Source organism: Pseudomonas sp. Irchel s3h9, from assembly GCF_900187475.1.
GTDB classification, from domain to species: domain Bacteria; phylum Pseudomonadota; class Gammaproteobacteria; order Pseudomonadales; family Pseudomonadaceae; genus Aquipseudomonas; species Aquipseudomonas neuropathica.
In genome coordinates this window covers 133,398-154,677 of the sequence record NZ_FYDH01000017.1, presented here as the reverse complement: position 1 = coordinate 154,677, position 21,280 = coordinate 133,398, and the positions used below count along the sequence as shown (strand labels likewise).

22 protein-coding genes and 1 pseudogene are annotated in these 21,280 nt (G+C 59.9%); 12 read left to right on the top strand and 11 right to left on the bottom strand.

Translation table 11 applies throughout. From position 1 onward, the window contains the following. Nucleotides 1-21: 21 nt before the first annotated feature. Both CKW26_RS25145 and CKW26_RS25140 read right to left on the bottom strand, forming a co-directional pair. Nucleotides 22-1,749: a ShlB/FhaC/HecB family hemolysin secretion/activation protein gene (locus CKW26_RS25145; RefSeq protein WP_095050564.1), complete on the bottom strand. Its 1,728-nt coding sequence runs from the start codon at nucleotides 1,747-1,749 to the stop codon at nucleotides 22-24. A 108-nt stretch (nucleotides 1,750-1,857) separates the two neighbouring features. Next, a complete protein-coding gene (locus CKW26_RS25140) occupies nucleotides 1,858-2,991 on the bottom strand; it encodes an MFS transporter (RefSeq protein WP_095050563.1) in 1,134 nt (377 codons plus the stop codon). A 98-nt stretch (nucleotides 2,992-3,089) separates the two neighbouring features. Between CKW26_RS25140 and CKW26_RS25135 the strand changes: the two genes are divergently transcribed. The 3 genes from CKW26_RS25135 to CKW26_RS25125 all read left to right on the top strand — a co-directional run bounded on the left by CKW26_RS25135 (nucleotide 3,090) and on the right by CKW26_RS25125 (nucleotide 6,649). Continuing rightward, on the top strand, nucleotides 3,090-3,854 hold the full coding sequence (locus CKW26_RS25135; protein ID WP_095050562.1) for a helix-turn-helix transcriptional regulator: 765 nt from the start codon (nucleotides 3,090-3,092) through the stop codon (nucleotides 3,852-3,854). A 96-nt stretch (nucleotides 3,855-3,950) separates the two neighbouring features. Beyond that, nucleotides 3,951-5,060: an HlyD family secretion protein gene (locus CKW26_RS25130; RefSeq protein ID WP_095050561.1), complete on the top strand. Its 1,110-nt coding sequence runs from the start codon at nucleotides 3,951-3,953 to the stop codon at nucleotides 5,058-5,060. Further along, nucleotides 5,057-6,649: a DHA2 family efflux MFS transporter permease subunit gene (locus CKW26_RS25125; protein ID WP_095050560.1), complete on the top strand. Its 1,593-nt coding sequence runs from the start codon at nucleotides 5,057-5,059 to the stop codon at nucleotides 6,647-6,649. The genes CKW26_RS25130 and CKW26_RS25125 overlap by 4 nt, the downstream gene beginning before the upstream one ends. A 129-nt stretch (nucleotides 6,650-6,778) precedes the next feature. Here the strand turns inward: CKW26_RS25125 and CKW26_RS25120 are convergent, their stop codons facing one another. Then, nucleotides 6,779-7,219: a carboxymuconolactone decarboxylase family protein gene (locus CKW26_RS25120; protein ID WP_095050559.1), complete on the bottom strand. Its 441-nt coding sequence runs from the start codon at nucleotides 7,217-7,219 to the stop codon at nucleotides 6,779-6,781. A gap of 186 nt (nucleotides 7,220-7,405) precedes the next feature. Here CKW26_RS25120 and CKW26_RS25115 point away from each other — a divergent pair, with 186 nt between their 5' ends. Further along, the gene (locus tag CKW26_RS25115; RefSeq protein WP_093433811.1) at nucleotides 7,406-7,705 is read left to right on the top strand and encodes a hypothetical protein; all 300 of its coding nucleotides are present in this window, start codon (nucleotides 7,406-7,408) and stop codon (nucleotides 7,703-7,705) included. 142 nt (nucleotides 7,706-7,847) lie between these two features. Here the strand turns inward: CKW26_RS25115 and CKW26_RS25110 are convergent, their stop codons facing one another. The 3 genes from CKW26_RS25110 to CKW26_RS25100 form a co-directional block, all read right to left on the bottom strand. After that, the gene (locus CKW26_RS25110) at nucleotides 7,848-9,419 is read right to left on the bottom strand and encodes a diguanylate cyclase (RefSeq protein ID WP_093433809.1); all 1,572 of its coding nucleotides are present in this window, start codon (nucleotides 9,417-9,419) and stop codon (nucleotides 7,848-7,850) included. Nucleotides 9,420-9,568: 149 nt separating this feature from the next. Next, nucleotides 9,569-10,369: an aldolase gene (locus CKW26_RS25105; RefSeq protein WP_095050558.1), complete on the bottom strand. Its 801-nt coding sequence runs from the start codon at nucleotides 10,367-10,369 to the stop codon at nucleotides 9,569-9,571. 12 nt (nucleotides 10,370-10,381) lie between these two features. Further along, entirely contained in the window at nucleotides 10,382-11,086 is a 705-nt protein-coding gene (locus CKW26_RS25100) for a haloacid dehalogenase type II (RefSeq protein WP_095050557.1), read from the bottom strand. 109 nt (nucleotides 11,087-11,195) lie between these two features. On the opposite strand from CKW26_RS25100, the gene CKW26_RS25095 reads away from it, so the two are divergent. Next, nucleotides 11,196-12,053 carry a LysR substrate-binding domain-containing protein gene (locus tag CKW26_RS25095; protein WP_095050556.1) on the top strand — a complete coding sequence of 286 codons (858 nt, stop codon included), beginning with the start codon at nucleotides 11,196-11,198 and terminating at the stop codon, nucleotides 12,051-12,053. Nucleotides 12,054-12,069: 16 nt separating this feature from the next. On the opposite strand, the gene CKW26_RS25090 is transcribed toward CKW26_RS25095, so the two are convergent. The 4 genes from CKW26_RS25090 to CKW26_RS25075 form a co-directional block, all read right to left on the bottom strand. Continuing rightward, nucleotides 12,070-12,591, bottom strand: a complete 522-nt coding sequence (locus CKW26_RS25090) for a hypothetical protein (RefSeq protein ID WP_095050555.1) — start codon at nucleotides 12,589-12,591, stop codon at nucleotides 12,070-12,072. Beyond that, complete coding sequence (locus tag CKW26_RS25085) at nucleotides 12,591-13,319, bottom strand: alpha/beta hydrolase (protein ID WP_095050554.1); 729 nt, start codon at nucleotides 13,317-13,319, stop codon at nucleotides 12,591-12,593. The genes CKW26_RS25090 and CKW26_RS25085 overlap by 1 nt, the downstream gene beginning before the upstream one ends. 3 nt (nucleotides 13,320-13,322) lie before the next feature. Continuing rightward, nucleotides 13,323-13,820 (bottom strand): PAAR domain-containing protein, encoded by a 498-nt coding sequence (locus tag CKW26_RS25080; protein WP_095050553.1) that lies wholly within the window; start codon nucleotides 13,818-13,820, stop codon nucleotides 13,323-13,325. Between the two features lie 135 nt (nucleotides 13,821-13,955). Beyond that, a complete protein-coding gene (locus tag CKW26_RS25075; RefSeq protein WP_095050552.1) occupies nucleotides 13,956-14,621 on the bottom strand; it encodes a ribonuclease T2 in 666 nt (221 codons plus the stop codon). A 165-nt stretch (nucleotides 14,622-14,786) separates the two neighbouring features. Between CKW26_RS25075 and CKW26_RS25070 the strand changes: the two genes are divergently transcribed. The 7 genes and pseudogenes from CKW26_RS25070 (at nucleotide 14,787) to CKW26_RS25040 (ending at nucleotide 21,054) form a co-directional block, all read left to right on the top strand. Further along, nucleotides 14,787-15,257: a hypothetical protein gene (locus CKW26_RS25070; RefSeq protein WP_095050551.1), complete on the top strand. Its 471-nt coding sequence runs from the start codon at nucleotides 14,787-14,789 to the stop codon at nucleotides 15,255-15,257. A gap of 48 nt (nucleotides 15,258-15,305) precedes the next feature. Beyond that, complete coding sequence (locus CKW26_RS25065) at nucleotides 15,306-16,271, top strand: phospholipase D family protein (protein WP_095050550.1); 966 nt, start codon at nucleotides 15,306-15,308, stop codon at nucleotides 16,269-16,271. 73 nt (nucleotides 16,272-16,344) lie between these two features. Then, nucleotides 16,345-18,042 (top strand): copper resistance system multicopper oxidase, encoded by a 1,698-nt coding sequence (locus CKW26_RS25060; protein WP_095050549.1) that lies wholly within the window; start codon nucleotides 16,345-16,347, stop codon nucleotides 18,040-18,042. A gap of 11 nt (nucleotides 18,043-18,053) precedes the next feature. Next, nucleotides 18,054-18,923, top strand: coding sequence for a copper resistance protein B (locus CKW26_RS25055; RefSeq protein WP_095050582.1), 870 nt, complete (start codon nucleotides 18,054-18,056; stop codon nucleotides 18,921-18,923). Nucleotides 18,924-18,955: 32 nt separating this feature from the next. Beyond that, a pseudogene (copC, locus tag CKW26_RS25050) lies at nucleotides 18,956-19,330 on the top strand (copper homeostasis periplasmic binding protein CopC). Between the two features lie 3 nt (nucleotides 19,331-19,333). Continuing rightward, nucleotides 19,334-20,203, top strand: coding sequence for a copper homeostasis membrane protein CopD (gene copD / locus CKW26_RS25045; protein WP_095050548.1), 870 nt, complete (start codon nucleotides 19,334-19,336; stop codon nucleotides 20,201-20,203). Between the two features lie 59 nt (nucleotides 20,204-20,262). Then, nucleotides 20,263-21,054 carry a transporter substrate-binding domain-containing protein gene (locus CKW26_RS25040; protein ID WP_177409284.1) on the top strand — a complete coding sequence of 264 codons (792 nt, stop codon included), beginning with the start codon at nucleotides 20,263-20,265 and terminating at the stop codon, nucleotides 21,052-21,054. 3 nt (nucleotides 21,055-21,057) lie between these two features. On the opposite strand, the gene CKW26_RS25035 is transcribed toward CKW26_RS25040, so the two are convergent. After that, nucleotides 21,058-21,270 (bottom strand): hypothetical protein, encoded by a 213-nt coding sequence (locus tag CKW26_RS25035; protein WP_095050546.1) that lies wholly within the window; start codon nucleotides 21,268-21,270, stop codon nucleotides 21,058-21,060. Nucleotides 21,271-21,280 lie beyond the last annotated feature (10 nt).

The following is a 21,280-nucleotide window of genomic DNA, read 5'->3' as shown; positions in this document are numbered from 1 at the left end:
GCTGTTTATTCACTGCGTTGTTCAGATTTGCAGGCCCACCCGCATCAGCCAGGTTTCAGGCTCGTGCTGCAGACCGTTCGGGGTGTTGAGGGCGCGCTGGTAATCGACGTCCACTTGCAGGTTCTTCCAGCCCAGATTCAGGCCGACACTGGCACCACTCAGGCGTTGCCCCTGCGCGCCGTGATCGGCCTTGATCCAGCCGTGGTCGAGGCCCACACGCGGGGTGATCTGCAGCGACCATTCACTGCGCAGTGGCAGGCGCAAGGTGTTGCGCCAGATCGCGCCGCTGGCGCCGGAGGCACTGCTGACCCGATAGCCGCGCACCGCCGAGTCGTCGGTGCCGAGCAATTGTTCGATGGCTGGCAACGGGTCCGGGCTGTATTGCACGTTGAACTGGCTCTGCCACTGCCAGGCCTGCGCGCCAAGCTGACCATTGCGCCACTGACTGAGGCCGGCGCGGTATTTGCGAAACTGCGCCTTGGGCAGGTTGTTGATCTGATGTTGTGAGTCATCGTCGGCGCCAAACCAGTGCAGGCCTTGGGCGTAATTGACGTCAAGGTTCCACACCGCGCGGTCGAGCCAGAACAGATTGAGCCCGGCTTCGGCGACGGTCAGGGTCGGGCTTTGAATACCGAGGCGAACGTCTTGCAAGTAGCTGTCGACATCCTTGTGCGCCAGTTGCAGGTTGGCGCTGAGCTGACGACTCTGGTCGCGCCACAACACACGGTCGGCGCGCAGGCTGACCTGATCGGTGATGCCAGTGCTGTGAAAGGTCACGCTCGGCAGTTTGAACGGCGCACGATATTCGGCGTGGCTCGCGAACACGCTGTAGGTCCAGTAGCCGTAGGGGATCGCGTAATACAGGCTGGCATTGCGGCTGTAGCGGTCACCCTGATTGAGGGTGTCGCTGGCGCTGAGACTTAACAAGTCGTTGAGTTGCAGTGGGCTGTCGAGGCTCAGGCTGACGGTGTCGCGATCACGTCCAGTGCTGGCGCTGCCGAGGTTGTCGAACCCCGCGTTCAAGGCCCAGCGCGAATGCGCGGCGGTGCGCGACCGCAGGATGATCCGCGAGGCGCCGGGCTGGCTGCCGGGGGCGATGTCGGCGGTGAGATCGATCGAGCGCAGGCGATTGAGTTGATCGAGGCCCTGCTCCAGATCGCGCAGATTCAGCGGCTCGCCGAGCATGTTTGGAAACGCGCCCCCGAGCGACACCGGCTGGCTCTGATCGGCCAGTTCGATGGACTCGATGTAACCTTCGTCAATGCGGATATCCAGCGACTGCCCCGCTGCCGGTGCACTGACCAAATACGGGCGGCTGGCGATATAGCCCTTGTCGACGTAGATCGCGGTGATGGTCGCCAGCAGATGATTGATCTGGCCGACGCCCATGCACGGCGCCAGCAGCGGTTTGATCTGCGCGTTGAGTTTGTCGCTGTCGATCAGCGTGACGCCGCCGATGCGCGCACCGCTCAACGGCCAGCAACGTTCATCGGCGGTGACGGTTGGCGGGATGGCCGGGGTGACCGGCGCCGGGCCGAACGCGCCGCGTTCCAGTTGCCGCTTTCTTTGCTCAAGTTGCAGTTGTTGCAGATCGCGCTGCTGCTGTTGCTGCTGGCGCAGCACTTCCTGGCCCGGCGCGACAGGTTCGGCAGCTTCAATCGAGGAGGCACAGACACTCAACACAAAGGCCGACAGCAGCGGGCAAAGCGGGGAACCACGGCGAAAAACAGCGCGAAACGGAAACGGCACGCAACTTCCTTGCGATCATCAAATGGCGTAATGCCATGTCATCAATGATCGTGATAGTCGGAGCCATCCCACACAAAAGCAAGACGCTTCCTACAGCGCTTACATTTCTTAAACAATTGCTTTGCCTGGCTTTATTGTCAGCAGCAAGGCCACGGCGCTGCACGTTATCAGGGTTTCCCCGAGGGCCTGAAACCAGCCGGCGAGCATCAGCCCCGCGCCGATCAGCAGGTAATACATCAAGCCCAACAACGCCCCGGCAGTGCCCAATCGATCAGCGTAATCGGCCAGGGCCGAACCGAGAATGTTCGGGATCGCCAGGCCAAACGCCAACACCACCAGCAGCATCGGCAGCACGAACGCGACACTGCCCTGCAGCGACCACACGCCCACACCACCAAGCAAGGCGATGCCAGCCGCGAGGCGAATCAACTGCAATGCCTTGAACCCGACCGTCAATAAGCGCCGGTTCAGCCATGCGCCAAAACCTGAGCCCAGCGCGAGGATCACGCCGCTGTAACCGAAAGCGCTGGCACTGACGCCCAACCGCTGAAACATGAACGGAGCGAGGCTGTAATAACTGAACAACGCCACGTTGAACGAGGCGATCCACAGCGCCGAGCGCCAGATTCCCGCGTCGCGCAACATGCGCCCAAGCGTTTCGAACAGAGCCACATGGCCAGTGGACGCTGGGCGGGTTTCCGCCAAGCTATAGCAACTCCATAGCCACAACAGCGTGGCCAGCAACAGCAACGCGGCGAGCACACCGCGATACCCGAAGGCCTGCACCAGGCTGGCGCCACTGAACAAGCCAATCGCCGGACTGGCCGCCAGCGCGATGCCCACCAAGGAAAACACCTGCGCCAGTTCGGCGCCTTTAAAGCGGTCGCGCAACACGGTCTGCGTGACCACCGAACCCACCGCCGCACCGAAGGCCGCCAACATCTGCGCCAGTAACAAGCCGTTGAAACTGCCGACCCGCAGGCCTAAAAGCGTGGCAATCGCATAGATTGCCAGGCCTGCGAGCATCGCCGGGCGCCGACCGATGCGATCACATAAACGCCCCCACACCACCACCCCGACGGCAAACGAGAGGAAATACACCGACAACGTCTGCGCGGCGGCTTGCGGGCCAACGTTAAACACCCGCCCGATATCACCGAGCGCCGGGCTGTACAGGGTTTGCGCGATCTGCGGAAACATCAGCAACGCAATCGCCAGCCACAGAAAATGTCTGTTGTTCATTCTTCATCACTCCTCGCATAAACCGCCGAGGAGTTTAAGAATCGGTGAGTGACGTATTATCCGAACCCTGCCAACTAATCGCTAAAATCGGACAACCCATGGCCTGGCTTGATGCCCACGCAACGTTTGACGCAGATCGCTTTCAGGCACCGGTGATTGGCATAGCCTCGACTTTGAGCGATCACGACTCCGGCTTGCACCGCCATCAACGCGGGCAACTGCTGTACACGCGCCAAGGCTGCACGCGAATTACCCTGGCGCAGCAACTGTGCCTGCTGCCGCCGTCGCGGGCGGCGTGGATTCCACCGGGTGTTAGCCATCGCGCGGTGATGCAACAGAGCGTCGACTACCGCTCGATCTACTTGATCCCCGAGCTGTGCAGCGCATTGCCGCAGCAGGTCTGCGTGATTGAAGTCAGCCCGTTGTTGCGTGCGGTGCTGGAACCGATGGCGCTGGCGGATTTCGCCAGCGATTGGCAGCAGGGCAAACTCTCCCACTTGCTCGGCCTGTGTCTGAGCGAAATCGCTGAAGCGGCGCAGCAACCGATGCTGCTGCCGTTACCTCAGGACAAGCGCCTGGCACCACTGTTGAAAACGCCTGAACGTCTGCCTCCAGAGTTGCAAGTACTGGAGCAGCAGGTCGGCGCCAGCAGCCGCACCATTGGGCGAATCTTCCAGCGCGAAACCGGCATGAGTTATCAGCAATGGCGCCAGCAGTGGCGCTTGATGCGCGCGATGGAATTGCTCGCCACCGGGCGCAGCCTGAGTTACTGCGCGTTCGAATCGGGTTTTGCCAGCGACAGCGCTTTCATCGCCTTCTTCAAAACCATGACCGGCAGCACACCGGGCCACTGGCTCAAGTGAACAACTGACGATTGGCACCAGAAATAATTTGCCACTAAATATTACCTACGTCATATTACAGCCGTAATAACGATCCGCTTACGCAGGTAATCCGCCATGACCAGCATGCCCACCCTCGAACCTGTTGTGGTAAAGACCAAGCCGCCCCTGCTTAAACGCGTTTTGCTTCCGGGCGCAGGATTGCTCGCGCTGATTTTCGCCGGTATTTACGCCATGCACTGGTGGGGCGCGGGGCGTTTTCTTGAAGAAACCGACGATGCCTATATTGGTGGCGACGTCACGGTGATCGGCCCGAAAGTCGCCGGTTACATCGACGAAGTGCTGGTCAGCGACAATCAGCACGTGAAGGCCGGCGATGTGCTGATCCGCCTCGACGCCCGCGACTATCGCGCCAACCTCGCCAAGGCCGAAGGCGCCGTTGCCGCCGAAGAAGCACTGCTGGCCAACCTCGACGCCACCGAACAACTGCAACAAGCGGTGATCGGTCAGGCCCGCGCCGGCATCGACGCCGCTGGCGCAGAAACCGCACGCTCGCGGGATGACAACGCGCGCTACAAACGCCTGGTGACGACCAATGCGGTATCGGTGGAAAGCGCACAACGCGCCGACGCGACCTTCAAAACAGCGCAAGCCCTCAGTGCCCGCGCCCAGGCCGAACTGCTCGCCGCGCAACGCCAACTGGCGGTGATCGACACCCAGAAACAACAGGCCCGCGCCGCCCTTCAACAAGCCCGGGCCGAACGTGATCTGGCGCAACTGAACCTCGGCTACACCGAACTGCGCGCACCGTTCGATGGGGTGATCGGCAATCGCCGCGCACGGGTTGGCGCCTATGCGCAGGCCGGTTCACAGCAGTTGTCCGTGGTGCCGGCCAGCGGCTTGTGGGTCGATGCCAACTTCAAGGAAGACCAATTGGCGCGGATGAAACCCGGGCAGCGCGTAAGCATCCGTGCCGACGTGCTCTCCGGCCAGGAATTCCACGGTCGCCTCGACAGCCTCGCCCCCGCGACCGGCTCGCAGTTCAGCGTGCTGCCGCCGGAAAACGCCACCGGCAACTTCACCAAAATCGTCCAGCGGGTGCCGGTACGGATCCTCCTCGACCCGGCTGACGGCGTGCTCGGTCACTTGCGTCCGGGCCTCTCGGTAACGGCAGAAGTCGACACCCGTGCGCAACCGGAAACCAGCGCCGTGGCCGTCGCGCCATGAGCACCACCCTCGCCGCCCCGGCGCAGCCATTCAACGCGGCGGACATGGCGACCGCGACCAAGGTGTTCGCCTTCGCGACCATGTGCATCGGCATGTTCATTGCGCTGCTGGATATCCAGATCGTCTCGGCGTCGCTGCGCGATATCGGCGGTGGGCTGTCCGCCGGTACCGATGAAACCGCGTGGGTGCAGACCAGTTACCTGATCGCCGAGATCATCGTGATTCCGCTGTCGGGCTGGCTGTCGCGCGTGTTCTCCACGCGCTGGTTGTTCTGCGCTTCGGCGGTCGGCTTCACCCTCGCCAGCCTGCTCTGCGGCGTCGCCTGGAACATCCAGAGCATGATTGCCTTTCGGGCGCTGCAAGGTTTTCTCGGCGGCTCGATGATTCCGCTGGTGTTCACCACGGCGTTCTTTTTCTTCACCGGCAAACAGCGGGTGATCGCTGCAGCAACCATCGGCGCCGTTGCGTCATTGGCACCGACCTTGGGACCGGTAATCGGTGGCTGGATCACTGATATTTCTTCGTGGCACTGGTTGTTCTACATCAACCTGGTGCCGGGGATTTTCGTCGCTGTAGCGGTACCGATGCTGGTGAAAATCGACCAGCCGGAATTGTCCCTGCTCAAAGGCGCGGACTACCTGAGCATGGTGTTCCTCGCGCTGTTTCTCGGCTGCCTGGAATACACCCTCGAAGAAGGCCCGCGCTGGAACTGGTTCAGCGACCAGACCATTCTGACCACGGCGTGGATCAGCGGCCTCGCGGGATTGGCCTTCATCGGCCGGACCTTGCACGTGGCCAATCCGATCGTTGATCTGCGCGCCTTGAAGGATCGCAATTTCGCCCTCGGCTGCTTCTTTTCGTTTGTCACCGGCATCGGCCTGTTCGCGACGATTTACCTGACGCCGCTGTTCCTCGGCCGGGTACGCGGCTACAGCGCGCTGGACATTGGTCTGGCGGTTTTCTCCACTGGCGTGTTCCAGATCATGGCGATTCCGCTGTATGCCTTTCTGGCCAATCGCATGGACCTGCGCTGGATCATGATGATCGGTCTGGGTTTGTTCGCGGTGTCGATGTGGGAGTTCAGCCCGATCACCCACGACTGGGGTGCGGGGCAATTGATGCTGCCGCAAGCGTTGCGCGGGATTGCCCAGCAACTGGCGGTGCCGCCGGCGGTGACGTTGACTTTGGGTGGGTTGGCGCCCTCCCGTTTGAAGCATGCTTCGGGTTTGTTCAACCTGATGCGCAATCTGGGCGGGGCGATTGGTATTGCGGCGTGCGCGACCATTCTCAATGACCGCACCAACCTGCACTTCACGCGGTTGGCCGAACACTTGAACAGCAGCAATGAAGCGATGAATCAGTGGCTGTCGCAAGTCGGCGGCAACCTTGCAGCGCTGGGCCAGAGTGGCGACGTCGGTGTCACCGCCAGCCTGCGCCAGTTGTGGCTGCTGACTTACCGCGAGGCGCAAACCCAGACCTACGGCGACACCTTTTTGATGATCGGGGCATGCTTCGTCATCGCCACCGCGATGGTGCCCTTGATGCGCAAGGTGCAACCACCGGCGGCGCCGAGTGCGGATGGGCATTGATCCAGCTTTCTGAAGTTTTCCCGGCCCCTGTAGGAGCTGCCGAAGGCTGCGATCTTTTGATCTTGTCTTTTAAAAGCAAAGTCGAAAGATCGCAGCCTTCGGCAGCTCCTACAGAGGATTGTGGGCAGCTTAAGCCTGTGGGATTTTGCGGAAGCCCACCGCCAGACGATTCCAGCTGTTGATGGTGTTGATCGCCACGCTCAGGTCGACCATTTCTTTGGGCGTGAATTGCGCTGCAACCACGTCGTAATCTTCGTCCGGTGCGTGGGTCAGGCTCAGTTGGGTCAGCGATTCGGTCCACAGCAGCGCGGCACGTTCGCGGTCGCTGAAGAACGGCGCTTCACGCCAAGCGGTGACCGCGAACAAACGGCGCGGGGTTTCGCCGCCCTTGATCGCATCGGTGGTATGCATATCGATGCAGAACGCGCAGCCGTTGATTTGCGAAGCGCGCAGCTTGACCAACTCGATCAGGGTCTTTTCCAGCGGCAGTTTGGACACCGCCGTTTCCAAAGCCATCATCGCTTTCAAGGCGTCTGGGGACGCGGTGTAGAAATCGGCACGAGGTTGCATGGTAGCTCCGGGTAGCAAGTGAATGTGTGGCTACGTTAGCCCTCACACCCGGTTCGACAAATAGCCAATATTGCCGAAGATCAGGAGGCCACTAGGTTTCGCTGTTGACCACTCGTCAGCCACCCGGCACCAAGGGTTCTGCGCGTCAGACCAATATCAGGTACAGACCCTTTATGGAGACGGATCATGATCACGCGCAAACTCACTTCGTTATTACTCGCCGGGTTGCTGGCCACGGCATCGACCGCGAGCTTCGCCGTCAACGACGGCGCTGACGCTACCGGCACCAAATCCGGCGGACCGACCAGCACCACCACGCCGCCAGACAACACGCCGGGAGCGCCTTCCGGTGGTAGCGGTTCTTCGGGTATGGGATCCGGGACTGGCACCAATGGTGGCGCGAGCGGTTCGGGCTCGGGGGCTGGCGGCGGCACAGGTTCGGCCGGCGGCGGCACTGGCGGTGCGGGCGGTGGCACTGGCGGCTGAACGAACAAGAGCCATCCCAAATAAGTACGCTATCCAATGTAGGAGTGAGCCTGCTCGCGATGGCGATTTGTCAGTTATGCAACTGTTTGCTGACACACCGGCATCGCGAGCAGGCTCACTCCTACAGGGTAAAACGTGTAGTTCAGCGATCGGAGCGCATCAATTCGGCCAGGCCGCTATCCAGCGATAACACCGCTGCGCGATTGCGCCCGGCATTTTTCGCCTGATACAGCGCCGCATCGGCGCGTTGGATAAACACTTCCAGGCTGTCATTGCCGCTCGGGATAAATGAATAGCAGCCCAGACTCACCGTCAGATAACCGGTCGGCGAGCCGCTATGGGTGATGTGCTTGTCGATCACGCTGCGCCGAATCTGCCCGGCAATTGCTAGCGCGCCGTTGATGTCGGTGTCCGGCAACAGCACCGCAAACTCCTCGCCACCGTAACGTACTGCCAGATCGGATTTGCGCTGACAGCACGCCCGCAGCACCTGAGCAACCTGGGTCAGACAATGATCCCCGGCGACGTGGCCATAGGCGTCGTTGTAGCGTTTGAAGAAATCGATATCGAGCATGATCAGGCTGACCGGACTGACCTGCCGCGCGCCCCGGGCAAATTCGATCTCCAGCGAACGCTCGAACAAACGTCGATTGGCCAATCCGGTCAGGCTGTCGTGGGTCGCAATCTGCTCCAGTGCGCGCTGGGCCTTGCGCAGGTTTTTTTCGATCCGTTCGCCGTCGCGCACTTGGTGAATGAACACCCAGCCAAACAGGCCGACGCCGAGAATCACCAGCGCGACAATCACACTCGACTGGAACGCACGCTCGTACCAGCCCTTGAGAATCGTGTCGCGCGAGGTCGCAGACGACACCACCAACGGATACGCCGACAAGCGTCGATAACCGTACAAACGCACAACACCATCGACCACCGAATTGATCATCGCCGTGCCGGCCGCCGCCTCGGGCAGCAACGTGCGATAAATCCGTCCTTGCGCCAGCGACGTGCCGATCAGGCTCTCATCAAACGGACGGCGGGCAAGCAAAGTGCCGTCGCTCAAGCCAAGAAACATGATGCCTTGGTCATCGAGGCTGAAGCTTTCGAAGAAGCGGTCGAAGTACGACATCTTGATCCCGGCCAGCAACACACCCTGAAAATTGCCGGCGTGATCATTGACGCGTTTGGAAATCGGGATGATCCACTCGCCGTTCTCGCGGCTGCGAATCGCCGGGCCGATGTGCGCCAGCGTCGAAGCGTTCTGTTGGTGGAATTTGAAATACTCGCGGTCCGCCACGCCATTGCCACGGGGCAGATCAGTAAACGAGGTAATCACCCACTGCCCATCACGATCGAACAGGAACATGCCGTGCAGCTGATCGAGTTGCTGCACGCGCCGGGCGAAGGTTCTCTGCAGACGCGGCTTCTGCGCGGCGCCGTAACCGTCCTCCTGAATCCAGTCGACCAGGCTGGTCATCACCAGATCGGCAGCCAGGAAGGTGTCCTCGGCCTGCTGGGCCATCGCCCGGGTCAGGTTGCTCGACGCGACTTTTGCCACCGCCAGATCCTGGCGTCGCGACTGCTCCAGTTGCAGGTACAGCAAACCGGACAGGCACAACCCCACCGCAACGATAAACAGCACAGCCGCTTTGCGTAGCGGCAGGCGTTTAAGGGTGCCTCCGGGGGCCTGATGTGGATCGTGAATGGGGATAGGCAAAAGCAAGTCCTGGGCAGGTACGACAAGGGCGCCAGCAGGGAAACCCTTATGTTTGTGAGCGTAGCCCACCGGAATCTACGGGGCAAACGCCCCGCTCCCGCCCAGGTATATCGGCGCGCAGCGAATTTGGATGATCGCTGTTCGCAGATTTATTTTCGATGCCTCTTTAGGGTTAGTCTGTTATGAAGGGCCAGGCGCCGCATCGCACTGTGCAGATGCGCCCGCGCACTTTGCGCATCGCCCTCACGCATCTGCTCATAAGCCCGCTGTGCAATGGCGTGGGGCACCGGTTTCAGCTCCCGTTGCGTGGCCATCGCCAGCAGCTGCACCTGCGCGGCGCGCTCCAGGTAATAGAGGTCGTCCCAGGCTTCGGCGATGGTCGGCGCGGCAACGATCACACCGTGGTTTTTCAGGAACAGAATGTCAGCATCGCCCATGACACTGGCGATGCGGTCGCCTTCTGACGCGTCCAGCGCCAGACCGTTGTAATCCTCGTCTACCGCCGTGCGCCCATAGAACTTCAGCGCGGTCTGCCCCAGCCACAAAAGCGGCGGCCCTTGCAGCAGGCACAACGCCGTGGCGTGAGGCATGTGGGTGTGGAACGCGACTTTCACTCGCGGCAGTTGTTTGTGCAGGCGCGCGTGGATATAGAACGCCGTGGCTTCCGGATGGCCTTCGCCTTCAACCACATTGCCGTCGAAGTCGCAAACCAGCAGATTCTGCGCGGTGACTTCGGCGAAGGCATAGCCATAGGGATTGACCAGAAACAGATCGTCATGCCCCGGCACCATCGCCGAAAAATGATTGCAGATGCCCTCCTCCAGGCCATGCAACGCGGCCAATTGAAAGCATGCCGCCAGCTCGGTGCGTGCGGTGATGATCGCTTCTGTGTCGAGGTTCAGCGCTGTCAAACGTGCAGCCTGCGCACTGGCGGCCAGGGTGTGAGCCATGACGTTTCTCCGTTACCAACCGAGGGATTTGAACAGCGGCAACACTTGATCGAGGCGGTTGAGGATGGCGTCGGGGCGATAGTCCGGCAGCAACTGGCGACCGGTACCGCGATCGATCCATACACAACGAAAACCCATGTCCCGCGCCGCCGTGTGGTCGAGCATGGGGCTCGCGCAGATGTGCACCACCGCTGCGCGGCTGACGCCCAATTGCTCATGAGCGTAGTCGAAGAGCCGTGGCGCCGGCTTGTAGGCACCGGCCTGTTGCGCGGTGATCACCCGGTCGATGTAGCCGTCGAGTTGCGCGACGTTGCCGGCAATGATGTCGTCGTCGGTGTTGGAGACGATGCACAGTTTGAAACCCATGGTTTTCAATTCACGCAGGGTCTCGATCACCTCGGCAAACGGCGGCATTTTCGGGATCGCGGCGGCCAGACGCTGGCTGTCTTCGGGCAGGCTGGGCAGGCCCAATTCTTCCAGGGCCAATTGCAGGCCGAGGGTGCTTAGCTCGCGGAACGAACGGTGCGGCGGGGTCTGTTCGAGGCGATGTTCGTGGCGGTCATAGACGTCGATCAGCTGCCCGACATCGATCTGATGCTCGCCCTTCTCGCTGAGAATTTCCCCGACGACGGCTTTGAGGCCTTCGTCCCATTGAATCAACGTGCCGTAGCAATCGAAGGTCAGCCATTGCGGGCGCGGTGTGTGAGTCAGTGTCATTGGTCGAGTCCTCCGGGGTAAGGACTTCAGCTTAAGAGCGCTCGGTGATAGTGTGAAATTAAATAAATAGCCAATCGTCAGTTGAATAACCACTATCGAGAGCACTGCCATGCTGGATCTGGAACTGCTGAAAACCTTTGTCTGCGTGGTCGACGAAGGCAGCTTCACCCGCGCCGCCGATCGCGTGCACCGCACCCAATCGACGGTCAGCCAGCAGGTGCGCAAACTCGAAGAGCTGGTCGGCCACGCTTTGCTGCTGCGCGACCGTACCGGGCTGAATGTCGCCGTCACCGAACACGGCGAACTGCTGATCCACTATGCGCGGCGTTTGCTGGCGCTTTCGGCAGAAGCAACTGAAGCGCTGGCCAGTGACCTCGACCTGGAAATCCTCCGTATCGGCATGCCGGAAGATTTCGACGCGCGGCGCATGGCGCTGATCCTTGCCGGCTTCACCCGCAGCCATCCGCAAGCACGGCTGGAAACCCTCAGCGGCATGAGCCTCGATCTGCGCCAGCGCCTCGATGCCGGCGACATCGACATCGCCCTGATCAAACGCGAACCCGACAGCGGCCCGGCGTGGGCGACCTGGCCGGAGCGGCTGGTGTGGGTCAAAGGTGCGGAGTTTGATTCGTCCACTGGCGTGTTGCCGTTGGCGTTGTTTCCGCAGGGCTGCCTGTATCGGCAGCGCGCCATTCGTTTGCTCGATGTTGCCCAGCGACCGTGGCGTGTGGCGTTCGGCAGCCACAGCCTGACCGGGATTCAAGCGGCAGTGGCCTCAGGGTTGGGGGTGTCAGTGCTGCCAGTGTCGGCGGTGTTGCCTGAGCATCAGGTGTGTACGGATCTGCCGGAACTGGCGTCGACGGAGTTGGCGTTGGTTAGTCGGGACGGTGTGTTGAGCGGGTTGCAGCGCGGTCTGGTGGAGTTTTTGCGTGGGGAGTTGGGGGTGGGTGCGGGGGGATTTGCCTGAAATCCCCCCGTTTTTATCATTGGGGTTTGTTGATTTCCCGTAGGAGGTCCGCGACGGGAATGTTCATGGTGTTTGAGTAGTAGGGTTTGTAGCCGTAGGCGGTGACGACGACTTTGCAGGGGATTTGTTGTTTGTTGGAGAGGAGTTGGTTCAGTTCTGCCGCTGACAGATCCCTCTCCGTACTTCGGTTGCTGGAGGTTTCAGTGATAAATGTACTGGTCGAAAAGGAGAATTTGGAGTTGCCGTTTTCGCGCACATCAGAATCTACCAGCCCCACTGCAGAAAACTGAATAGCTTTGCCAACCGAAAAATCGTGGTCATCCGCTAACGCGCATCTCAATGTCCCCGAAGCCATCCCTTGCCTTTCGCCTCGGCCAAACAGGTTCAAAACATCCACATCGGATTGATATTTGATGACATATAAAAGGGGACTCGACCTATCTACGGACACATAACTCAAATTTGCCGGAGGCTGTAAATGGTCCTTTGCACATCCCGAACAGACAGCGAGAACCACGCAAAGGAAAAACCTGAACATCACGAAAACTCCTTCATGATTGAGTCAAACAGCAAGTCACTTGCAGACTTACCATCAGCGATTGGGGCGTTTAGCAATCCCAGAGCGTTAGCATGATTCGTGTCGACATTTACGTTAAGTGACGGTCCGCAGGAGATAATCCATTTTTCCCCGAAGTCCGCGACTCCGTCTGATGGGTCTCTCTTGGAAGGTGTTGCCTTGATATTGATCCAATCAACCGAAACTGGCGCGGGACGTTTGCGATAAATGTCTGAGCCCAGCCAAACCAGAGCCCCTTCACCCACAGGATCCAGGGTGATCAGCATCTGAACCCTGTAACCCCAATCCGACATTATTCTGGACAGGTGCGCACCATTCCAGCCGCCGAGGCTATGGCCCACGATATAGACGGGACAGCTTTTATACGGAATAAGGCTTAGCACGTGCCGTTGAATGTCCTGCTTTCCTCTGACTTCGTTGTAACCCAACCATTCCGATTTATATTTTCCTTCTCCCTTTAATGTCTCAGTGCGCCTATCAAATGCACGTCGTGCATCCTGGATGTTTTCATAAGGCCCAGAAAAATAATAACTCTCCTTATCTCCCGCACCTCCGATAAAAACCACAATCGCCTTGGTACTCTCCACCGGCACAGGCTTGTCACTGACATCCTTCTTGTCCGTCAGCGCATGTTCCTTGTGAAGCTTGTAATTGTTGCCCTTCGCGCACGTTATCGTTTCAGCAGCCATGCCTCACTCCTCCAAAAACAACTTGATGGTTTCAGGCAGGTGCGAGCTGACTTGGTGAGTAAATCCGTTGGCGTCAGACACCCCATGTTCCAGACGTCCGTCAGCGCGCTGAATCACGTAGGGATGATCAGGCATGGGCTCACCGGTCACGTCATTGACCAGTTTCAACCTGTCAGTGAAATGCACCGGCATCGGCAGCAAACCACTGAAGGGAGCCGACGTCACCGTGTCACCGATGATGACCGTGCCAGAACCGCCGATGACGACGTTGCCGTGCCCACCGGTGCTGTCCAGTGTCGCGGCGTTCAAACCGTTGATGAACACCGTCGACGCAACAGCACCGGTAATCGGGCTACCGCAGGCGGATTTGTCAGTCATCCGCGCAGCCGCCAAGCCGTCGAAATTCACATTCGGGGAGCCACTGACAATGGGATGGGTGCCATGTCCCGGCAATGGGCAGGCGGTTGGATCGGTGACGCGGGCGGCGGGTTTTCCGCTCATGAACAGCTCCTTGCAATGTAACGAGGTCATCCTTTCGGGGGCGCAAGCATGCGGGACTTCGCCGGGGGCTTCAAACCTTCAGACCAAAAAAGGCGCCCGATCGGGCGCCTTTTTGATACGTGGAAACCGCTCAGCTTAGCGCGCCGGCGGCACCCGAATATCCCCCGCGCGGCACTGGGTTTTCACACCCTTGCCACACGCACCGAACTGCAGATCCTTGCCCATGCACACGCGCACTTCCGACAGTTCCGGGCCGCTGCAAATGACCGCGATGCCATCCGCCGGAATCCCCGGGTTGGCCTTACGGAACAGGTCAGCGATTTCCTGCGCCTCGAAGTAATACGAGGAGCTGAACGGTTGCAGTTCCTGCGGGATTTTCACCGCGCCAACGGCTTTGTCCGATTCATCGAGATAACCCATTGCGCCGAGGCCGCTGCAAGTGCCGTGTTTGGACCATTCGTGGTCGAGCAGTTTTTTGGTCGGGAAAAGTGTCAGGCCTTTGCTGGTTTCCGCCGCATTCAAGGTGGTCAGCGGCGGGCAGGATTGCGGCCAGCCACCCTTGGCGTATTGCGGCCACAAACCGTGAAGCACGAAGCCATAGCCCTTGCCAGTGCACTGCGAGTCATCTTTGTGCGTCAAACAAAAGGTCGGCGACCAGGACAGCGCCAGCAGGTAGTAATCAAACACCCCCGCCACCGATTCTGCCTGGGCCTTGCTGGACTGTGATTGGCGCGCCGAACTCAAACCGATGCTACCGGCCGTCAGCGCAATCACCGCCAAAATTGTAAACAGCTTTTTCATATACCCACTCCTTTGGGACGCCTGCGTCCATGGTTTTCGATCCTGACCGACTTGGCCAGCGCTGATTTCGCCACGCTTGTGTTGCAAGCGCATGACGCAAGGCAAAGCCGTACGCCGTTGAAAGGTCTACGATTAACAGGCAGCCACCAAACCTAGGGAACCAAAATGAGTAAAGCAGACGAACTCGCCGCCAAACTCAAGCAAACCCGGCATACCCACGCGGATGCGGCACTGGAAATCGATTGCTGGCCTGCTCAGGTGTATGACTTGTACCACCGCATTGAGGCGTGGTTGCAGCCCGTCACCGAAGTAGGACTGAAGATTCGGCGAAATCCTACGCATGTTTGCGAAACTTCACCGGATGGTGAGGCGCATGACTACGCAATTGATCAACTGGTGATCGAGGCCAATGATCGAAGCCTGACATTCGATCCCATTGCGCGGTTTACCGAAGATGGCGCCGGGCGGGTGCAGATTACCTTGCCGGAAAGAAACACTTATCTGTTGCGAACCGTCGATGAACACCACGAAAGCCACTGGTGGTTGCAAACCGTCGAAACCGGGCAGGAATTGGATGCCATCGCCCTGACCGAAAACAACTTGCTGCAGGTCGTGCAGGAAGGGCTTGGCCTCTAGGATCGACAGCCCCGGCAGACCTTCTATTAACCTCTTAGAGTTGTACTGATGACACGACTGATTCAAAACCAGCAACAACTCGCTCAATGGGCGCGCGAAGTCAAAGGTTCATTGGACATTGCCGTCGCCTTTTGGGGCGAGCGCGCCATAACGGAACTGGGTCTGGATCAACGCCGTGGAGACGTCCGCATTCTCCTCGACTTGTCTGCAGGGGCGACCAACCCCGCAGTGGTCAGGCAACTGCTCCAACTGCATCCAGCGAACATTCGCAGCCTCCCTCGACTCCATGCCAAGGCTTACATTGGCGAAAACGAAATGATCGTGGGAAGCGCCAACGCGTCAGCCAATGGCTTGGGCATTGAAGGTCAAGCAGCCAATCACTGGATTGAACTCGGCATCCTGACGGACGATACCGTAGCGATACAGGACGCAAAACGCTGGTTCGCTGAACGCTGGTCTGAGTCGGATGCCATCGATGTCGACAGTGCCTACTTCAAACAAATCGAAGCGGCCTGGACAGCCCGGCAAAAATTCCGGCAGGCGCAAGACACACAGCCAGACTCGCTGATCGCGGCGGCCCTGAAAAACCCTGAAGCTTTCGGCTCGGAACGCTGGTTTGTCACTGTCGACATTCACGATATGTCCACCAAAGGCAAAAAGGCTCTGGCGCAGAAGTCGACGGAACAAGGGCAACCGGCATTTGGCTGGGAGAGCTGGAGCGATATCCCGCAGCATGCACACTTCATCAGCTTCTATCACGATGGCGAGCAGTTCTGCTTTGCAGAAGAGGACGGCGCCAATGAGCCAGTCTTCTACTCGGCTACCGGGCAAGCCGAGTTCATGCAGTATGTGAGCGCCAGTCATATCCCAGGCTACAAAAACAATCTGGGAGCGCTGCACGAATGGCTACCGCTGTTACACAAAGCCAAAGCGAGCACTGCCAACTGGAAGTCCGAGGGTGGAATGTGCATAGATCTCGGGACGTTTGCCGCGTTAAACCTGTCAAAACTGTAATCCCCGCCTCAGCCAACTGAAAGCTGGCGCTGGTTAGCCTCCCCGTCATGAGTTAAACGGGGATTTCCAGCGCATGCCTTCCAACCCATCACGACGCACCTTCGTCAAAGGCCTCGCCGCCAGCAGCCTGCTCGGTGGCCTGGGCCTGTGGCGCACGCCGGTCTGGGCGCTCAATGCGCCCGGTCAACTGCATGAACTGAGCGGCAGCAACTTCGAGCTGTTCATCGGCGAAACCCCGGTCAACTTCACTGGCAGCCCACGCACGGCGATGACCATCAACGGCAGCCTGCCCGGCCCTTTGCTGCGCTGGCGCGAAGGCGACACCGTGACGCTGCGGGTGCGCAACCGGCTCAGCGCCAGCACCTCGATTCACTGGCACGGCATTCTGCTGCCGGCGAACATGGACGGCGTGCCGGGCCTGAGCTTTCACGGCATCGAACCGGGTGGCGTGTACGTCTATCAATTCAAGGTGCGGCAGAACGGCACCTACTGGTATCACAGCCATTCCGGGTTGCAGGAACAGGCCGGCGTCTACGGCCCGCTGGTGATCGACGCCAAAGACCCTGAGCCGTTCCACTACGACCGCGAGTTCGTGCTGATGCTTAGCGACTGGACCGACGAAGATCCGGCCAGTCTGCTGAAAACCCTGAAAAAACAATCCGACTACTACAACTTCCACAAGCGCACCGTCGGCGATTTCATCGAGGACGTCAGCGAAAAAGGCTGGGGCGCCACCGTGGCCGATCGCAAGATGTGGGCAGAAATGAACATGAATCCCACCGACATTGCCGACGTCAGTGGCGCCACCTACACCTTCCTCATGAATGGCCACGCGCCAGATAACAACTGGACCGGCCTGTTTCGCCCCGGGGAAAAACTGCGTCTGCGCCTGATCAATGGCTCGGCCATGACCTACTTTGACGTGCGCATTCCCGGACTGAAAATGACCGTAGTCGCGGCGGACGGCTTGCACGTCAAACCGATCAGCGTCGATGAACTGCGCATCGCCGTGGCCGAGACTTACGACGTCATCGTCGAGCCGGACGCCGAGGCATACACCCTGTTTGCCCAGGCCATGGATCGCAGCGGTTATGCCCGTGGCACGCTCGCCACTCGCGCCGGGTTATCTGCGCCCGTACCGGGTCTGGACCCGCGCCCACTGGTGACCATGGACGACATGGGCATGGGCGGCATGGATCACGGCTCGATGGACATGAGCACCATGGATCACTCGGCGATGGGCCCGATGCAATCCCATCCTGACAGCGAAAAAAACAATCCTCTGGTCGACATGCAAGCCATGACCACCGCGCCCAAACTCAACGACCCCGGCCTCGGCCTGCGCAACAACGGCCGTCGCGTGCTGACCTACGCCGACCTGCGCAGCACCTTCGAAGACCCGGATGGCCGCGACCCGAGCCGCACAATCGAACTGCACCTGACCGGGCACATGGAGAAATTCGCCTGGTCGTTCAACGGCATCAAGTTCTCCGACGCCAAGCCCTTGCGGCTGAAGTACGGCGAGCGCATCCGCCTGGTGCTGGTCAACGACACGATGATGACCCACCCGATTCACCTGCACGGCATGTGGAGCGATCTGGAAGACGAAAACGGCGACTTCCAGGTGCGCAAACACACCATCGACATGCCGCCCGGCACGCGCCGCACCTACCGCGTCACCGCCGAAGCACTCGGTCGCTGGGCCTATCACTGCCATCTCCTGTACCACATGGAAACGGGCATGTTCCGCGAAGTGCGGGTGGAAGCATGAAGGGGCCGCTGATGACTCGACTCACCGCGTTTTCTTTGCTGCTGGTCGGCAGCTCGGCGATGGCCGCCGGCGACACGCCGGGCATGGATCACAGCCAGATGTCCGGCATGGATCATTCCGCGATGCAAAGCATGGACGACGGCAGGATGCAGCCCGCCGCCCCGACGGAAAGTCGCACGCCGATCCCGCAGTTGACCGACGCCGACCGCGCCGCCGTATTTACCAGCCCCGGCGGCCATAAAGTCCACGACAGCGCGATCAACACGTACTTCCTCGCCGACAAACTCGAATGGCAGGACGCCGATGACGGCAGCGCGTTGGCCTGGGATCTGTCCGGCTGGATCGGTGGCGACATCAATCGTCTGTGGCTGCGCTCCGAAGGCGAGCGCAGCAACGGCAAGACCGAAGACGCAGAGATTCAAGCACTCTGGGGCCATGCGATTTCGCCGTGGTGGGACGTGGTCAGCGGCGTGCGTCAGGACTTCAAACCCGGCGCGCCGCAGACTTGGGCTGCATTCGGTGTGCAGGGCATGGCGCTGTACAACTTCGAAGCCGAGGCCACCGCGTTTGTCGGTGAAGGTGGCCAGAGCGCGCTGCGGTTCGAGGGTGATTACGACATCTTGCTGACAAATCGTCTGATCCTGCAGCCCACCGCCGAAGTCAACGTCTACGGCAAGAACGATGCGCAACGGGGTATCGGTTCCGGGCTTGCCAACACCGAGGCGGGCCTGCGTCTGCGCTATGAAATACGCCGCGAATTTGCGCCGTACATCGGCGTGACGTGGAACCGCACCTACGGCAACACCGCCGATTACGCCCGCGAAGAAGGCGAGAAGCGCAGCGAAGCGCGGCTCGTGCTTGGCGTGCGGATGTGGTTCTGAATTCCCATTAAAAAACACTCCAGAGGTCTTGCATGCGCACCTTGAAAATCACCCTTGTACTCGCCAGCGGCTTGCTCCTCAGCAGCCTCGCTCAAGCCCACCCGAAACTGCTCTAGTCGACTCCCGCCGAAGGTGCCGACGGCGCCGCGCCCGGCAAGATCGAACTGCATTTTTCCGAGAACCTGCTGACAAAATTCTCCGGCGCCAAACTGGTCATGACCGAAATGCCCGGCATGGCCCATTCGCCGATGCCAATGAAAGCCAAAGTCAGCGCCGGCAGCGATCCGAAAAGCATGCTGATCACCCCGCTCGCGCCGCTGCCCGCCGGCACCTACCAAGTCCAATGGCGCGCAGTGTCTTCCGACACGCACCCGATCACCGGCAACGTCACGTTCAAAGTGAAGTGAGCAATGGCTGAACTGATCAACATCGTGCTGCGGTTTGCGTTGTATGTGGATTTGCTGCTGTTGTTCGGGCTGGCGTTGTTTGCGCTGTACAGCGCTGGGACGCTGCTGCGGTTTCGGCCGATGCTGCGCGGGATGGCATTGATCGGGGCGTTGTTGTCAGTGGCAGGATTGATGCTGATGACCCGCGCCATGAGTGGCGAAACAGCGCTCGCGGCGCTGTGGCCACATCTGCAAATGATGCTGCTGGAAACCGATGTCGGGCTGGCGTGGGCAGTGCGGATTATCGCGCTGATCGTGGTGTTGATCAGGCCGGGCGCGTGGCTCGCATCGATGGCTGGCGCCATCGCCCTCGCCTCTTTGGCCTGGAGCGGACACGGGGCGATGGACGAAGGAATACTGCGGTTCTGGCATTTTCTCAGCGACATTCTGCACCTGCTCGCGGCGGGCGCGTGGCTGGGTGCGATGCTGGCGCTGGTGTTGATGGCGCGGGGGTCGGTCGATGAAGCTCGCATTCGTTCGCTGGCGTTTGCGGTTCGGCGTTTTGAGTGGATCGGTGCAGTGATTGTGCTGACGCTGTCGATTACCGGCGTGGTGAATTACCTGTTCATCGTCGGTGCGAGACTGGACGAAATCTTGCTCGGCACTTACGGGATGCTGCTCGCGATCAAGGTTTTACTGTTTGCCGGGATGTTGGTGTTGGCGGCGTTGAACCGCTTTCATCTTGGTCCGGCGTTGGCGCAAGCGTTGCGCAATGGACAATATGTCATCGCGGCAAATGCGCTAAAACGCAGCGTTGTCGTTGAACTGGCAATCGCATTGCTGATCGTGGCGCTGGTGGCGTGGCTAGGCACGTTAAGCCCGGAAGCAGGGTGACACCCGGGAAAGCCTTTCACTACACTGGGCCACCGTCCTTCTCAGAAGCCCCGATCGCAATGACAACCCTAAAAAGCACTATGATCCTCTGCGGCCTGCTGACCGTGGCCGCCGGCGCCCACGCCGAACCAAGCGCTTCGCACCTCGACAGCATCCAGCAACAACGCCAGTTGCGCGTCTGCACCACCGGCGACTACAAGCCCTACACTTTCAAACGCCCCGACGGCGATTTCGAAGGCATCGACATCGCCATGGCCCGCTCGCTGGCCGACAGCCTCGGCGTCAAAGTTCAATGGGTGCAAACCACCTGGAAAACCCTGATGCCGGACATGCAGGCCGGTAAATGCGACATCGGCATGGGCGGCATCTCGGTGACGCTCGAACGGCAGAAAAAAGCCTACTTCAGCAACACCCTCGACACCGACGGCAAGATCCCGCTGGTGCGCTGCGCCGATGTCAGCAAGTATCAGACGATCGAGCAGATCAACCAGCCCAATGTGCGTCTGGTCGAACCTGCCGGCGGCACCAACGAAGCCTTCGTCCATGCCTTCCTGCCCAAAGCGCAACTGGCCCTGCACGACAACGTGACGATCTTCCAGCAACTGCTCGACAACCAGGCCGACGTAATGATCACCGACGCCTCGGAAGCGCTGTATCAGCAGAAACTCAAACCGGGGTTGTGCGCGGTGAATCCGCATCAGTACATGCAATATGGCGAGAAGGCCTATCTGCTGCCGCGCGATGACATCAGCTGGAAACTGTATGTCGATCAGTGGCTGCACTTGAGCAAAGTCACCGGCAAATATCAGCAAACGCTAAGCGAATGGATTGCCGTACCGGCCGCGCAGTAATCCTTAATCGTCATGCAGCATGCCGGAGCTGTACTGATTGAGACTGCTGCCGATACTGTTGCCACCGAACTTCAACGTATTGGCGTTGCGCCCCTCCGGCGACTGACAGTCGCTGGAGAAACAACGGGTGGTGGTCAAACCACCCGCGCCGGAACAGGCACTCAACACCGATACTGCAGCAGCAATCAACAGCACTTTGACGACATTCTGGCGCATGGCACGATTC

Bases quoted from the DNA above. Each gene is read 5' to 3' on its own strand.
- CKW26_RS25140 (WP_095050563.1), bottom strand. From the start codon at position 2,991: ATGAACAACAGACATTTTCTGTGGCTGGCGATTGCGTTGCTGATGTTT.
- CKW26_RS25135 (WP_095050562.1), top strand. From the start codon at position 3,090: ATGGCCTGGCTTGATGCCCACGCAACGTTTGACGCAGATCGCTTTCAG.
- CKW26_RS25130 (WP_095050561.1), top strand. From the start codon at position 3,951: ATGACCAGCATGCCCACCCTCGAACCTGTTGTGGTAAAGACCAAGCCG.
- CKW26_RS25125 (WP_095050560.1), top strand. From the start codon at position 5,057: ATGAGCACCACCCTCGCCGCCCCGGCGCAGCCATTCAACGCGGCGGAC.
- CKW26_RS25120 (WP_095050559.1), bottom strand. From the start codon at position 7,219: ATGCAACCTCGTGCCGATTTCTACACCGCGTCCCCAGACGCCTTGAAA.
- CKW26_RS25115 (WP_093433811.1), top strand. From the start codon at position 7,406: ATGATCACGCGCAAACTCACTTCGTTATTACTCGCCGGGTTGCTGGCC.
- CKW26_RS25105 (WP_095050558.1), bottom strand. From the start codon at position 10,369: ATGGCTCACACCCTGGCCGCCAGTGCGCAGGCTGCACGTTTGACAGCG.
- CKW26_RS25100 (WP_095050557.1), bottom strand. From the start codon at position 11,086: ATGACACTGACTCACACACCGCGCCCGCAATGGCTGACCTTCGATTGC.
- CKW26_RS25095 (WP_095050556.1), top strand. From the start codon at position 11,196: ATGCTGGATCTGGAACTGCTGAAAACCTTTGTCTGCGTGGTCGACGAA.
- CKW26_RS25090 (WP_095050555.1), bottom strand. From the start codon at position 12,591: ATGTTCAGGTTTTTCCTTTGCGTGGTTCTCGCTGTCTGTTCGGGATGT.
- CKW26_RS25085 (WP_095050554.1), bottom strand. From the start codon at position 13,319: ATGGCTGCTGAAACGATAACGTGCGCGAAGGGCAACAATTACAAGCTT.
- CKW26_RS25080 (WP_095050553.1), bottom strand. From the start codon at position 13,820: ATGAGCGGAAAACCCGCCGCCCGCGTCACCGATCCAACCGCCTGCCCA.
- CKW26_RS25075 (WP_095050552.1), bottom strand. From the start codon at position 14,621: ATGAAAAAGCTGTTTACAATTTTGGCGGTGATTGCGCTGACGGCCGGT.
- CKW26_RS25070 (WP_095050551.1), top strand. From the start codon at position 14,787: ATGAGTAAAGCAGACGAACTCGCCGCCAAACTCAAGCAAACCCGGCAT.
- CKW26_RS25065 (WP_095050550.1), top strand. From the start codon at position 15,306: ATGACACGACTGATTCAAAACCAGCAACAACTCGCTCAATGGGCGCGC.
- CKW26_RS25060 (WP_095050549.1), top strand. From the start codon at position 16,345: ATGCCTTCCAACCCATCACGACGCACCTTCGTCAAAGGCCTCGCCGCC.
- CKW26_RS25055 (WP_095050582.1), top strand. From the start codon at position 18,054: ATGACTCGACTCACCGCGTTTTCTTTGCTGCTGGTCGGCAGCTCGGCG.
- copD (WP_095050548.1), top strand. From the start codon at position 19,334: ATGGCTGAACTGATCAACATCGTGCTGCGGTTTGCGTTGTATGTGGAT.
- CKW26_RS25040 (WP_177409284.1), top strand. From the start codon at position 20,263: ATGACAACCCTAAAAAGCACTATGATCCTCTGCGGCCTGCTGACCGTG.
- CKW26_RS25035 (WP_095050546.1), bottom strand. From the start codon at position 21,270: ATGCGCCAGAATGTCGTCAAAGTGCTGTTGATTGCTGCTGCAGTATCG.